The 11,898-nt window shown below is 62.0% G+C and carries 16 protein-coding genes; 10 read left to right on the forward strand and 6 right to left on the reverse strand.

Translation table 11 applies throughout. The features are described 5' to 3' along the window. Positions 1–120: 120 nt before the first annotated feature. The 5 genes from HP499_RS02370 to HP499_RS02390 all read right to left on the reverse strand — a co-directional run bounded on the left by HP499_RS02370 (position 121) and on the right by HP499_RS02390 (position 2,469). Positions 121–474, reverse strand: coding sequence for a hypothetical protein (locus HP499_RS02370; RefSeq protein WP_172322354.1), 354 nt, complete (start codon positions 472–474; stop codon positions 121–123). Between the two features lie 258 nt (positions 475–732). Beyond that, entirely contained in the window at positions 733–936 is a 204-nt protein-coding gene (locus HP499_RS02375; RefSeq protein WP_172322355.1) for a hypothetical protein, read from the reverse strand. 117 nt (positions 937–1,053) lie between these two features. After that, positions 1,054–1,317, reverse strand: a complete 264-nt coding sequence (locus tag HP499_RS02380; RefSeq protein WP_172322356.1) for a hypothetical protein — start codon at positions 1,315–1,317, stop codon at positions 1,054–1,056. Next, positions 1,314–1,472, reverse strand: a complete 159-nt coding sequence (locus HP499_RS02385) for a hypothetical protein (RefSeq protein ID WP_017200690.1) — start codon at positions 1,470–1,472, stop codon at positions 1,314–1,316. The genes HP499_RS02380 and HP499_RS02385 overlap by 4 nt, the downstream gene beginning before the upstream one ends. A gap of 232 nt (positions 1,473–1,704) precedes the next feature. Next, a complete protein-coding gene (locus tag HP499_RS02390) occupies positions 1,705–2,469 on the reverse strand; it encodes an IclR family transcriptional regulator (RefSeq protein WP_172322357.1) in 765 nt (254 codons plus the stop codon). Positions 2,470–2,582: 113 nt separating this feature from the next. On the opposite strand from HP499_RS02390, the gene HP499_RS02395 reads away from it, so the two are divergent. The 10 genes from HP499_RS02395 to HP499_RS02440 all read left to right on the forward strand — a co-directional run bounded on the left by HP499_RS02395 (position 2,583) and on the right by HP499_RS02440 (position 10,947). Further along, positions 2,583–3,962, forward strand: coding sequence for an SLC13 family permease (locus HP499_RS02395; protein ID WP_172322358.1), 1,380 nt, complete (start codon positions 2,583–2,585; stop codon positions 3,960–3,962). Positions 3,963–3,987: 25 nt separating this feature from the next. After that, a complete protein-coding gene (locus tag HP499_RS02400; RefSeq protein WP_172322359.1) occupies positions 3,988–5,223 on the forward strand; it encodes a CaiB/BaiF CoA-transferase family protein in 1,236 nt (411 codons plus the stop codon). Beyond that, positions 5,220–6,065 carry an enoyl-CoA hydratase/isomerase family protein gene (locus HP499_RS02405; protein ID WP_253951337.1) on the forward strand — a complete coding sequence of 282 codons (846 nt, stop codon included), beginning with the start codon at positions 5,220–5,222 and terminating at the stop codon, positions 6,063–6,065. The genes HP499_RS02400 and HP499_RS02405 overlap by 4 nt, the downstream gene beginning before the upstream one ends. A gap of 65 nt (positions 6,066–6,130) precedes the next feature. Then, positions 6,131–6,721 (forward strand): dTMP kinase, encoded by a 591-nt coding sequence (locus HP499_RS02410; RefSeq protein ID WP_172322360.1) that lies wholly within the window; start codon positions 6,131–6,133, stop codon positions 6,719–6,721. A gap of 33 nt (positions 6,722–6,754) precedes the next feature. After that, entirely contained in the window at positions 6,755–7,222 is a 468-nt protein-coding gene (locus HP499_RS02415; protein WP_172322361.1) for a MarR family winged helix-turn-helix transcriptional regulator, read from the forward strand. A 25-nt stretch (positions 7,223–7,247) separates the two neighbouring features. Further along, entirely contained in the window at positions 7,248–7,661 is a 414-nt protein-coding gene (locus tag HP499_RS02420; RefSeq protein WP_172322362.1) for an ester cyclase, read from the forward strand. Between the two features lie 256 nt (positions 7,662–7,917). Further along, on the forward strand, positions 7,918–8,814 hold the full coding sequence (locus HP499_RS02425; protein ID WP_172322363.1) for a phosphotransferase: 897 nt from the start codon (positions 7,918–7,920) through the stop codon (positions 8,812–8,814). After that, positions 8,811–9,284, forward strand: a complete 474-nt coding sequence (locus HP499_RS02430; protein ID WP_309138327.1) for a hypothetical protein — start codon at positions 8,811–8,813, stop codon at positions 9,282–9,284. The genes HP499_RS02425 and HP499_RS02430 overlap by 4 nt, the downstream gene beginning before the upstream one ends. A 119-nt stretch (positions 9,285–9,403) precedes the next feature. Then, a complete protein-coding gene (locus HP499_RS02435) occupies positions 9,404–9,796 on the forward strand; it encodes a hypothetical protein (protein ID WP_172322365.1) in 393 nt (130 codons plus the stop codon). A gap of 317 nt (positions 9,797–10,113) precedes the next feature. Further along, a complete protein-coding gene (locus HP499_RS02440) occupies positions 10,114–10,947 on the forward strand; it encodes a GNAT family N-acetyltransferase (protein WP_216659669.1) in 834 nt (277 codons plus the stop codon). A 166-nt stretch (positions 10,948–11,113) separates the two neighbouring features. Here HP499_RS02440 and HP499_RS02445 read toward each other — a convergent pair whose 3' ends face one another. Next, positions 11,114–11,848 carry an NUDIX domain-containing protein gene (locus HP499_RS02445; protein ID WP_375154233.1) on the reverse strand — a complete coding sequence of 245 codons (735 nt, stop codon included), beginning with the start codon at positions 11,846–11,848 and terminating at the stop codon, positions 11,114–11,116. Between the last annotated feature and the right edge of the window lie 50 nt (positions 11,849–11,898).

Consider the following 11,898-nt stretch of genomic DNA (forward strand, 5'->3'; position numbering starts at 1 on the left):
GCCATAGGATTTGCTCCTTCGATCGTGTCTCGGGTGCTCACGCGGTAATACTGGTGGCGCGCCAGCCAGCTGGCTGCATAACCAGTGGCGCGCCTGTCTAAAGCGCGCCAGCCAAAGCTCTTAGCCGGCGTCGAAACTTTCTTCGTCATCGTCGTTGGGTGACTCTTCCTGAGGCAGGTCATTGCCGCTGCCGTCCGGCAGGTCTCCATCGTTGCCATTGGGCTGGATGGACTGCTCGGTCAAATACTGCTCGTCGGTTCCGCCGTAGCGGCCCGCGCCGGGTTCGCCGGAGCTGTCGGAGTCTTCCGGGTCCAGATGGCTGAGGTTCGGGGCGCCGGTACCTTCTCCGAGGGCGGCTTCCTCGATGTCTTCCTCCACGCGGGGTTGGGCCTGGCCTCCGCCGGCTTCCTGCTCTGCCGTAGGAGTGCCGTAGCCTCCTACTTCCTCTTCCGGTGTGGCGTTCTGCTTGTCCATGTGACCTGTCCTTTCCCTGAGCGGTGAACGTGTTTTATGGAACACTTCGAACCTATAAGGCCCCTTGGTGGCATGTCCATGCCTTTGACGATAATAGTCAGCAAACTTAGTAAAAGGCTATTCGGTACCTTAGGGTTCCACCATGAGCGAGCAGGCTGGACGCCGTGACGCCGAGAGCGCAAGGGGTTTCCACCGCACCAAGGAGGGTCCTCGCGCCAGGAAGCATGAGGACATCAGCGGGGCACTACACAGCTCTGTTCAGGAGGGCTGCGGGACCTGGCATCCGCCTTGCGGATCCAGCCCCGTGTAATTCAGGGGGCCCGCAACGATATTCAGGGCTATGGTGGCAAACTGTGAGCACTGCGCAGGCGGGGTGCTGAAATAGCCCCGCTGGCCGGCCGCAATTGCGCCGATAATGAGCCAAACTACAACGATCAGCCCGATGATTGAACCGATACGCATTATTCTGCCAATCGCTAAACTGACAACTTTCGAAAATTAGTGGTTAACGCCGAATACGGCTTCACCAAGAGCGCAGCCGCGGACTGGTAACTTTCGCCCGCGGCCGCGCTGCTCCGATCAATCCGTGGGATTGGGTTCGGTGGTCAGACCACGGTCGTCCGCGGTCCCTTCGTCCTTTTCTTCTGCCGGCCCTGACGGGTTGGCTGATTCGCGGGGACCCGCGTCGACGGCGTCGTCCGGACTTTCCGACGACGAATCACCTACAGGTACCTGATTGCCGGTGTCCGGCGTCCCTGGGTCCCTTGGAATAGGATGTCCGGGCGTGGTGGTTCCATCCCGAACCTGTGCAAAACCGGCAACCTCGTTGGGGTCAGTTGTCATACGCGCGACCGGCCCCGGCCCAGTACCCAGCCGATCAAGGCCAGTACCAGCAGGATGATTCCCACCCACAGCAAGAAGCTGAGGGCCTGGTTGAATCCGCCCACCAGGAGCAAGATGATCGCGATGACACCGGCGATTATCAAAAGTGTATTCATTGAGCTACGCATCCCTTCAATAACTGTTGTCTATTCAGGAAGGCGTCCGCTGGTACTCCATTTCTGAAGCGCCACCCATGCCAACGGGCACCGATCGGAGAATTTCTCCTCCATATCGCTTACGTACCCCCACGGAATTAGGTTCAAACCGAAACCTCAGCCCGTGAGGGGCACGTACATAGCATCATGATAGGCGCGCAGCCCGCCGGCGCGAAGTATTTGGACAGGAAACTTAGAACCCCTTTGTGGAAAATGCGCCGAGTGCCCTGCTGATCTCCAGAGCGGTGCCCGCGGCAGCCTCGCCGTACTCTTGGTACTTGGCGGGCACAATTCTGCTTGAGGGCCCTGAGATGGAGATGGAACCAGCCGCTACCCCGCCGGAGCCCAACAGGGGCACCCCGATTGAGGTGATCCCCGTACTAAGCCCTTGCTCGTTGATGGAGTACCCCCGCGCGCGGGTGTCCACAATCATTGCGCGGAGCTGCGCGGGATCAACCACCGTTTGCGGGGTCAGCGCCTCCAGCGGCCCGGCCAAATACTCGTCAACGAATGCTTCGTCGGCAGCTGACAAGTAAGCCATGCCCGTGGAGGAGGCATGCATCGGCAGGCGCGATCCCAGGGGCAGGAAGGCCCTGAGGACGTGCGGGGTATCGAGCCGCTCGATAATGAGCATGTAGCCGCGGTCCGGGACGGCCAGATGAACCGTCTCCGTGGTGTCCAGCTGCAGCGCATTCAACGGCCCCATGGCGGCATCCCGAATCACTGATCCGCTGCTGCCACGGCTTGCCACGGCGAAGGCATGGTTGGTCAGGACCCACTTCCCGGCCTGGGCCTCGGACTGCGTCACCCACCCCAGTTCGGCCAACGTCCTGAGCATTCGGAGGACGGTGGCCTTGGGCACGTCCACTTCACGGCTGAGCTCGGACAATCCTGCCGGCTGGTTGTCCGAGACCGCTTCCAGCACCCTGATGGCCGTGACGACGCTTTGCGTGCTCATGCACCCCTCCTGCTTGACCGGCTTCCCTCAGTGCCCTACATTACAGGCGACTTCCCATAATGAACCGATGGTTCATCCAGTGAACCGATGTAGTTTGATTGGAGAACGGGCCTATGGAATTACAGATATTCGCCTTGGCCATCTTTGTAGGCGTCTTCGTCCTGGCCACCCTGCGCAAAGTGCACATTGGAGTGCTCATGTTCGCAGCGGCGGCAGGAGTTGGCGTCTGGATGGCAGGGATGACCATCGAGAAGGTGGTGTCAGGATTCCCCATCGGGATCCTTGTCCTGCTGGTCGGGGTGACCTACTTCTTCGCGATCGCCCAAGCCAACGGGACCATCGATCGCATCATCGAGATGGCTATCGCCAAGGTGGGTGACCGCGCTTTCTTCCTGCCCTTGGCCTTCTTTGCCCTCACTATCGGCATCTCCGCCATGGGCTCGCCGTTGGCGGGACTGGTCATGGCCCCCATCGGCATGCCGCTGGCCAAGAGGTACGGCATCGACCGCATGCTCATGGGCCTGGCCATCGGTTCCGGCCTCAGCGCCGGAGGATTCGCACCCACCAGCCTGTTCGGCATCGTTACCTACGGCACCGCCAGGGCGGCCGGAATCGACCTCGATCCACTGGTCCTTTTCAGCGTGGCGCTGGGCACCAACATCCTGCTGCTCGGGGCCGCCTATGTGCTCTTCGGTGGGTTCAAGCTGCTCAACACGCGCACCGCTGACGGGTTCGGCACCACCGTGCCGCGCTTCAGCGCAAGCCGCCCGACGCCGTCGCACCCTTTTGAGCGCGAAGGCAACATTGCGAGGGGCAAGAAGGCCGCCCAACAGTCCGTCCAGGTCCTGGACGAACCGGCCCCCACGCCGCAGCCTTCACGGCTGGACCGCAACCAGATCATCACCGTGCTCTGCATGGCCGGACTGGTTGTCACCGTCATTTTGATGTCCGTCCTCGGCGCCAGCCCGGACATAGGCGTCCTGTGCTTCGCGTTCGCATCGGTCCTCACGCTCTGCGATCCCCTGTCCGGCAAATCAGCTGTGACCAAAATCGATTGGTCCACAGTCCTCCTGGTGGGCGGGATCATCACGTTCGTCGGAGTCCTTCAGACCATGGGAGCCGTCGCTTTGCTCGGCCAAGCAGCCGGCGCCGTCGGGACGCCGTTGCTTGCCGCCCTGGTGATTTGCGCTATCGGCGCCCTCGTCTCCGCGTTCGCCTCCACTACGGGGATGCTCGCTGCACTGGTCCCCCTTGCACTTCCCCTGGTGGCTTCCGGGGACGTTGCCGGGTGGGCTGTCATCGCCGCGCTTGGCGTGTGCTCGTCCATTGTTGACGTCTCGCCGTTCTCCACCGTCGGCGCCACCTTCGTGGCCACCGTGGACGCCGACGAGCGTCCCCGCATCACCAAGCACCTCACCCGCTGGGGACTGTCCATGGTGGTAGCCGGACCACTCCTCCTGGTAGGCGCCCTGGTGCTGCCATCCAGCCTCTGAACCCCTTACAGTCAGGACAGAAATCATGCTCAAACCACTCCGCGGAATCACCGTGATCGACCTCAGCCGGGCCCTCGCCGGCCCCTATTGCACCGCGCTCCTTGCCGACATGGGCGCCAGGATCATCAAAGTCGAGAGCGTCAACGGCGGCGATACTGCCCGTCAATGGCCTCCCTTCCAGGACGGTCACAGCCTCTACTTCGACTCCGTCAACCGCAACAAAGCCTCCGTATGCCTGGACTTCTACTCGGCCGAGGGACGCGAAATCCTGGCCGGCTTGATTGCCGACGCCGATGTCCTGGTAGAAAACTTCAAGCCCGGAACACTGGAGAAAATGGGCTTCACGGCATCCCGGCTTGAAGAGCTGAACCCCGGGCTTGTGGTGGGATCCGTTACCGGCTTCGGCAACACGGGCCCCCTCAAGGACGACGCCGGACTGGACCAGGTCATCCAGGGAATGTCCGGGCTGATGTCCGTCACGGGACCCGGACCCGGCTCGGCCTACCGGGTGGGCGTACCAATTGTGGACATCACGTCCGGCATGATCTGTGCGTTCGGGATCGTGTCAGCGCTCTTGGGGGCACGGAACGGCGAGCGCCCGGGCCGCGTGTCCACTTCCCTACTGGAAACCGCCTTGAACCTTTCTGCCTTCCAAGGGCAAAAAGCGCTCAGCCTCGGCCAGGCAGCCACGCCGCAGGGCAACAACCACCCCGTCATCGCCCCGTATGGCATGTTCGCCACGGCCACGGAATCCATCAACATCGCTGTGGGCAGCGAGAAACAATGGCGGGCTTTCTGCGGCTTGCTGGGCATGCCCACCGCCGTGGAGGATCCCCGCTTCATCACCGGCGCGGACCGCTCGGCCAACAGGGACCAGCTGACGGAGCTCATCGAAGCTGCCCTTTCCGCAAAACCCGCGGCCCAGTGGGTGGCACTGATCAGTGAGGCCGGGATCCCCTGCGGCCCTATCTACAACTACATCCAGGCGCTGGCCTCTGAGCAGGTGGCGGCCTTGGGGCTCGTCCAGCACAGCAGGCGACGTGATGGCTCCGCACTCCCCCTGCTCCGCGGCCCGCTCAGCCTGGATGGCGAGGCCAGCGAAATCCTGGCTCCCCCGCCACTGCTTGGCGAGCACACCGCCCAAATACTGATGGAGCGTGGAATGACGCACGACGACGTCACCCGGCTTGAGCGCGAGGGCCGCCTCCTCTGCACGTCGGCTTCCGAGCAGGTTCCGGAAACGATGGGAGCACAGCGATGACTGTGATGTCCCCTGCAACCAACACTGCCCACCCCGAGGTTTCCCGCGCAGGCCGCATCTCCCTCTCGGTGGTTGATGGCGTGGCCACCGTAGAGATCAGCAACCTCTCCCAACGCAACGCCCTCACCCGGGCCATGTGCTTGGAAGTTCAGGAGCTGATGCCGCAACTGGACGCCCATCCTGATGTTGCCGTGGTGGTACTGCGAGGGGCGGGTAATACGTTCTGCGCAGGGGCGGCCATCAGCGAACTCGCGTCCGTGCTGATCGATCCTCAGGCGGACGGGACCACAGTGGATCACCTCAGCGCCGCCGATGCTGCCATCGCTGCAGTGTCCAAGCCCACGGTGGCCTTGGTGGAGGGTGCCTGCATGGGTGGTGGCTGGCAGATCGCCTCCGCCTGCGACTTCATCATCGCCAACGATCAGGCCGTCATCGGGCTCACCCCGGCCAAGATCGGCATCATCTACCCGCGCCCCGGTTTGGAACGGCTCGTCCGGCAGATGGGTCATGCCAAGGCAAAGTACATCCTCCTCACCGGACAGACGTTCAGCGCCACTGAAGCCCGCGCGCTCGGCCTGGTGGCCGACGTCGTGCCTTCCGAGTCTTTTGAGGACAAGTGCGCAGCGCTGGTCAGTACGCTCCGGAGCCGTTCGCGGTTCTCCATGCTTGCCATGAAGCGGCTGGTGGACTTGACGGATGCCTCCGACTCCGGCCTTGCCGTCATTGACCAGGAGTGGGCTGAAGCGTGGTCGGCGATGCCGGATAGCCCGGACATGGAAATCGGCATCAACGCCTTCTTGAACCGTGAGCAGCCGCGCTTCACGTGGGGGTCTGTGGCCTGACTCACGCCGCTTCCCGGCACAAGAGGGCGCCTCCCTTCGTTGGAAAGGAAACGAGGGGAGGCCTCATGCTCATTGTTCTGACTGGAATTGACGGTTCAGGAAAAACGACGGCGGCCCGCGCCTTGGTTGAATCGGCCCGAGCTGATGGGAAGAACGCCCTGCTGCTCGCCAACCACGCTGCCCGCCGGCGGCTATCCCTGTTGTCCGAGCGACTTGGCTGGAAGCTGCCGCCACGCGTGGCCGATGTCATCGAGACCACTGTGCGGCTGTTCAACGTGCTGGTCAATCATGCGCGCGCCCAGAGGTTCGACGGACTGGTGGTGATGGACCGGCACCTGCATTGCCAACTCGCGCTGCGCCAGGCCAACGGGCTAGGCCGCGGCCGGCTGCTTCCGTGGCTCCTGGGAAAGCTCCCTGCGCCGGACCTCTCGGTCCATTTCGACGTCGATCCCCGCCTTGCCCATCAACGCGTCACCGCACGCGGGACTGACAACGAGACACTTGCCGATCTGCAGGCCTTCCGTTCCGCGTACCGTTCGCTGCCCGAGTTCGATGAATTTGTGGTGGTAGACGCCAGCGGGACGCCGGAGCAGGTGCTGGCCCGGCTGAACCGGGTGGTCGCAGGGAGCGAAGCCATGAGCATTCCAAGGAACTAGGTTCCATGGAAACTAGATGTTAGGCTTCCCGCTATGAGCAAGGGCATCGAAACCGATTCGCTGTACCCCCTATTCAGCGAGCTGACCCGATTGGAAACTGAGCTGTGGGACGGACTCGATAGCCTTCTGCGCAAAGAGCACGGACTCCCGATGAGCAGATTTGAACCGATGGCTGTCATTGACCGATTGGGGGCATGCCGGGTTTTGGACGTGGCCACGGCTCTTGCGATCTCGGTTGGAGGCACCAGCAAGCTCATTGACCGGATCGAAAAGTCCGGTTATTGCCGCCGGAGAAACAACCCGGATGATCGCAGGTCCTCCCTGATCGAGCTGACGGTCGAAGGGCGCACCATCCTGGAACGTGCCCGGAAGACGGTTGACGCCGAACTTGAACTTCGGCTCGCTCCGGCGCTGAGCCAGCAGGGCGCTGAGGAACTCATGGAACTGCTGAGACGTCTCCGACACGTCAGTCCGATGGCTGCAGCGCGGCGATCCAGCTGACCCGCTAAGTAAAGGAAGCAAGCAAATGACTGACGAACTTCGTGAACGCATGAAGCGTTTTGTTGAATTCATCAATTCAGCCGACCAGCAGATTGGTGATGAGATCATTTCACCATCGGCCACGTTCCATGTGCCCTTCCTGCCGGAGCCGGTTCAGGGCCCAAGCGGCTACCTCCAAATCATCGGGATCATGCGGCAAGCTTTTCCCGACGTCCAGTGGTCACTGGAGGAGACCGTTATTGAAGGAAACACCGTGGCCGCGCGATTCACCCTCCGGGGCACCCACCACGGAGAATTCCTGGGCATAGCGGCAACCGGTAAAGCTATACAAGCGCAGGCAATGAACATCTATCGCTTTGTAGACGGTCAAATCAGTGAAGAACACGGGCTCCCGGACCTCTTTGGGCTCATGATGCAGATCCAGCCTGCCGAGGGGTAGGCTCGCTCCATGCCAATTACGGCGTTTTTTGGGGGGATTTCATGAGTGCCAAAACCAGACGCAGCCTGCTGGTCTTCGTGTTCGGATTCGGGACGTACGTTGCTTTTTTGTGGGCGTTGGGGCCCCTGCCATCTTTGGCTTTGGGGTGTGTTGTGGCCGCCCTCGCGGTTTTCGTTGACCGCTGGATTCGGATGCGGCGCGGAACCTCTGTGCCCCAATCACCCGGTAACGCCTCCACTCAGGGTGAAGGGCATCCTTGAGTCAGTCCGCTGAACACACGACGACGGACATCGCCTTAGCGGTCGCTGCTCGCCGGGATGCCGGTTCAGTGGCGTTGGCAGGAGCCGGGACGGAGTTCCTCTTCTATGAAGCCGCCGGTGGCTTGGTTCGTGAGGGCTACCGGATTCCCCGTTCGCGTGAATTCAACACCGTCAACAACAACGGGGTACCGGCCGGTTTGCTCCAGCGGCAGGAAATGGCCTTGGCACGCTGGGCAGCGGACAACGGAGTGCCCAGCGCCGCTGCCATAGATCTGACAATTCAGGACAGCATTCCCGTGCTGATCCTTGAAGTATTGGACGATGACGGCTCCGAACTGGATTCCGCGGCACTCGGGTCCGTTGTCGCCTCCATGCACGGGCTGCCAGTCCCAGACTTTCCTTTGGTTGCCCAAGCAGGAAGGCCCTGGGATGACCGGATCGTTCACCGGCTGGAGGAACGCTACGCGCGTCTTCGGATCCGCCATTCGCTTCCCGTTCTTCCTCCCACAGCAACGTTGCAGGCAATACTCGATGCCGGCGGCCACGAGGTCTGCCTTATCCATATGGACCTTCGACGCCAAAACGTACGGGTCCAAAAGGGTCAGCTGCTTTCGATTTTCGACTGGAGCAACGCCCTCGCAGCACCTCCAGAACTGGAGATCGCACGGATCCAGGAGTACGCGGTCATCAAGGAAAACGGCATCGACTACCCTGCCTTCCTGAAGGGCTACTCCAAAGCCGGCGGGAGCATCGACGTCGGCGGCCCATGCTGGACCATCTTCGGTCTTGACGCTGCGGTGATGCTCGCAGGCGTCTTCGATTCGGTTGCCCCGGACCCTGAGCTCCGCGAGCATTTTCTGTCCCGCGTCAGGACGCTGGCGGGTGACCTGTGAACCGGACATCAACCATGATTTCGGAGGCCGGGATCAGCCGCCGCTCTCAGAAAGTCATAGCAACTGTGGTGGGCCTGCTGTGCGTCTTCATCATCGTGACCGCAATTCCCAGTGGTGTCCTGTTGATCAGCGCTGGGATGGTGGCGGTCATTGCTCTCCTGACAGTCTCAGTACTTCGCATCAGGGTGACCATTGAAGCCACAGAGCAGAACCTGACGGTCAGATGCCAGCCGTTCTATGCCAAGACGATCCCGCTGGAGGACATCGTCGATGCCTCTCCGGCGCCGTCCAGTTCCATGACCGAAGGCTTTGGCGTCCGATACTTGGGCCAGCGAACGTGGGGACTGCTGGTCGGCGGTCCGGCCATGGTCATGGAGACCCCCACCCGCACCTGGTTGATTTCGACGCCTGACCCCGAGTCCACCGCCACGGCGGTCCTGGACCGCGCCGGCCAATCGCGGAACAGATGACTTCCAAACGGTATGGCAGTTTCGGCCAGCCCGCCTTTCAGTTCGGAAGGCTAGGCTAGGGCTTCACCATCCTTGGGGGGGGGGAATGAATGGCACGTGTCTGGCAGCTATGCTGCGCAATGGTTATTCTCTTTGCTTTGTCCTCCTGCGCCGGTCCAAGCATCGAGGAAATGGGCCAACGGACCATCCGGGAACGCGCTGCAGAGGGTATGGAGTGGTTCACCCAATTCACGGCCAACGTAGATACATCCGACCGGGATCAGGTGCGCTCACGGTTGCAGGGAGTAAGTGCTCCATACTCGTTCGGCTGGGACACCGACGGTAACTTCTTCGCCGACCGGTACTACCGCGAACATCTCACCACCAGTGGTGGCTGGTGGGCGGAGCAGCGGACTGTCAACGCATGTGTCCGATACACGGCGAATGCCGGGGGTCCCGTCATGGCTTCGGTGGCCTGTCCGGACGAGCCCCCATTCACAGATCGGGTTGACGAACACGTCACCATTCCTTGAATGGGTGGGCCAGCATGTTCCGGCAAAAGTTCCCCCTGGGGCGCTGCGATGCCCTTTGGAACACCGGCTTACGGGGCACCTGAGCGGACCCTCCACCATGAAAAAGAAGCAGGTTTCGGAAAGATTTTGGGGCCGGGTGTAATTAGTCGTTCTTACCTGGCCGTCCGGTAACGGATCGGCTCACGGGCGTTCGACGAGCCACCTGGGGGGGCTGATCGGCAGACTACCGTGTCACACTTCGCTGGCTTTTTGGACCGGCCCACCAGCAGGCTTCGGAGACGCTGAGTGGGATCAGCGCCCGGCACCCTCGAGGAAGCATGTTTGAATGGATCATCATGGAAGCCGCGAATTTTTCGCTTGGCTCTGAATCCGATCTGCAGCACGCGATGGAACAGAATCTAGCTGAGCATGCCAGTCACTTGCACCTTAACCGCCTCGGTGCCTCCGTTGTAAAAACAGCCGATCTCCTGATCGCCGATAGCGGCCTGGCCGACGACACCTTCAACATCGTCGCCGCAGCCCAATTCGCTCAGGACACAGCGCAAACCCGCACCGCGGAGACGGTCCGAACCCTGGCATCCACCGACCGCCCGTTCTCTTGGTGGGTGGGCCCTGCCTCTACTCCGGGCAATCTTGGCGAATACCTTGAGAACGCCGGCCTCGAAGCGTCAGAGACAGAGAAAGGCATGTGGAAGGACCTGCACGGCGACCTCCCTGAGCCGCGAGTAGAAGACCTGACAATCCGTCAGGTGACCACCCCGGAACAGCTCGCCGATTACGCCGCGATCCTCGCTGCAAACTGGAGCCCGCCAGCAGCCACAGTCCAGCAATTCTTTGCCGAGGCGGCGGACTCTGCCCTCGCCACCGATTGTCCCGCTCGCTACCTGGTCGGATACATAAACGGTCGCCCCGTCTGTTCGGCCGAAGTGTTCTTGCATTCGAGCGTTGCTGGGATATACAACATTGCCACGCTCGCCTCCGACCGCCGACGAGGCTTTGGCGGAGCAATCACTGTGGCCGCACTCGAAACCGCGCGCGAGGCCGGATACGAAACCGCCGTATTGCAGGCCTCCGAGGAGGGGGAACCCGTATACCGCCGTCTCGGGTTTAAAGCCTGTGGCCACTTCACGGAATACGCCATCATTCCCTAACTCGGGCTTGCCACCTCACGTCCCCTCGTCGGCGCAAGAAACCCCTGTCCGTCACAGAGCCCATGGGATTGTCCGTGGAAGTGTGCGTGAAGGTTCGTTCTTGCTGGCTCTTCAACGTCCTGAACTCTGCGCGAATCGCGACTGCCCCAGTTCAGTGCCAGCCACTCTAATCCCTCGGCCGCATCAGCGGCGGGTTCAGCACCGCACGGGCCGGGTGGCCCGGCGTCGGGCGTGCTTCGGGGGCGAGCCTGAACAGCGCGGCCGGCCGCCCGGCGTCGCCCGCTGTCATTCGCCCGGTGTCCTCGAGGAATCCGGGCGTCCCGGTCGCTTTTCGGTGGAAATTCCGGGGGTCCAGGCGTGTCCCCCATACCGCCTCGTAAACGGCCCGGAGCTGCGCGATCGTAAATTCTTCCCCGCAGAAGGCTGCACCCAACGGAGAGTATTCCAGTTTCGACTTGGCGCGTTCCAAGGCGTCGGCGAGGATCCGCGAATGGTCAAACGCCAGTTGGTACGTCCCGTCGAGGACCTCCCGCACCGGGTACCAGGCAGCTTGCTCGGCGTCGCTGCCGGCTGACAACACCGGGAAGTCCGGCGCCAGCAGCAAGTGGGCGACGGTCAGGACGTCGCCTCGGGGGTCGCGGCCCTTGGGGCCGTAACTACCCAACTGCTCCAGGTGCCCGGGAAGATGCTCGACGCCAGCCTCCTCCGCCAGTTCCCGACCCGCCGCTTCCAGCAGGTCCTCGCCCGCCAGGACGAAGCCGCCGGGTAGAGCCAGCTTTCCTTTGAAGGGCTCGATGAGCCGGGTGATGAGCAGGACGTTCAGCTGGCTGTTACGGACAGTAAGGGCGACGACGTCCACGGTCACCGGGAAGCGCTCGGGGGCGGTATGGGATGCAGGCATGTACCAAGTGTAAGAAGTTATCGTCATGTTGACAATAAAGGTTCTGCGCC

Origin of the sequence: Paenarthrobacter sp. CM16 (genome assembly GCF_013179505.1) — a bacterium.
In the GTDB taxonomy this organism is placed as follows: Bacteria; Actinomycetota; Actinomycetes; order Actinomycetales; family Micrococcaceae; genus Arthrobacter.

What these genes read in the sequence shown, in the direction of transcription:
- HP499_RS02370 (WP_172322354.1), bottom strand. Translation starts at nt 474, where the DNA reads ATGGACAAGCAGAACGCCACACCGGAAGAGGAAGTAGGAGGCTACGGC.
- HP499_RS02375 (WP_172322355.1), bottom strand. Translation starts at nt 936, where the DNA reads ATGCGTATCGGTTCAATCATCGGGCTGATCGTTGTAGTTTGGCTCATT.
- HP499_RS02380 (WP_172322356.1), bottom strand. Translation starts at nt 1,317, where the DNA reads ATGACAACTGACCCCAACGAGGTTGCCGGTTTTGCACAGGTTCGGGAT.
- HP499_RS02385 (WP_017200690.1), bottom strand. Translation starts at nt 1,472, where the DNA reads ATGAATACACTTTTGATAATCGCCGGTGTCATCGCGATCATCTTGCTC.
- HP499_RS02390 (WP_172322357.1), bottom strand. Translation starts at nt 2,469, where the DNA reads ATGAGCACGCAAAGCGTCGTCACGGCCATCAGGGTGCTGGAAGCGGTC.
- HP499_RS02395 (WP_172322358.1), top strand. Translation starts at nt 2,583, where the DNA reads ATGGAATTACAGATATTCGCCTTGGCCATCTTTGTAGGCGTCTTCGTC.
- HP499_RS02400 (WP_172322359.1), top strand. Translation starts at nt 3,988, where the DNA reads ATGCTCAAACCACTCCGCGGAATCACCGTGATCGACCTCAGCCGGGCC.
- HP499_RS02405 (WP_253951337.1), top strand. Translation starts at nt 5,220, where the DNA reads ATGACTGTGATGTCCCCTGCAACCAACACTGCCCACCCCGAGGTTTCC.
- HP499_RS02410 (WP_172322360.1), top strand. Translation starts at nt 6,131, where the DNA reads ATGCTCATTGTTCTGACTGGAATTGACGGTTCAGGAAAAACGACGGCG.
- HP499_RS02415 (WP_172322361.1), top strand. Translation starts at nt 6,755, where the DNA reads ATGAGCAAGGGCATCGAAACCGATTCGCTGTACCCCCTATTCAGCGAG.
- HP499_RS02420 (WP_172322362.1), top strand. Translation starts at nt 7,248, where the DNA reads ATGACTGACGAACTTCGTGAACGCATGAAGCGTTTTGTTGAATTCATC.
- HP499_RS02435 (WP_172322365.1), top strand. Translation starts at nt 9,404, where the DNA reads ATGGTTATTCTCTTTGCTTTGTCCTCCTGCGCCGGTCCAAGCATCGAG.
- HP499_RS02440 (WP_216659669.1), top strand. Translation starts at nt 10,114, where the DNA reads ATGTTTGAATGGATCATCATGGAAGCCGCGAATTTTTCGCTTGGCTCT.
- HP499_RS02445 (WP_375154233.1), bottom strand. Translation starts at nt 11,848, where the DNA reads ATGCCTGCATCCCATACCGCCCCCGAGCGCTTCCCGGTGACCGTGGAC.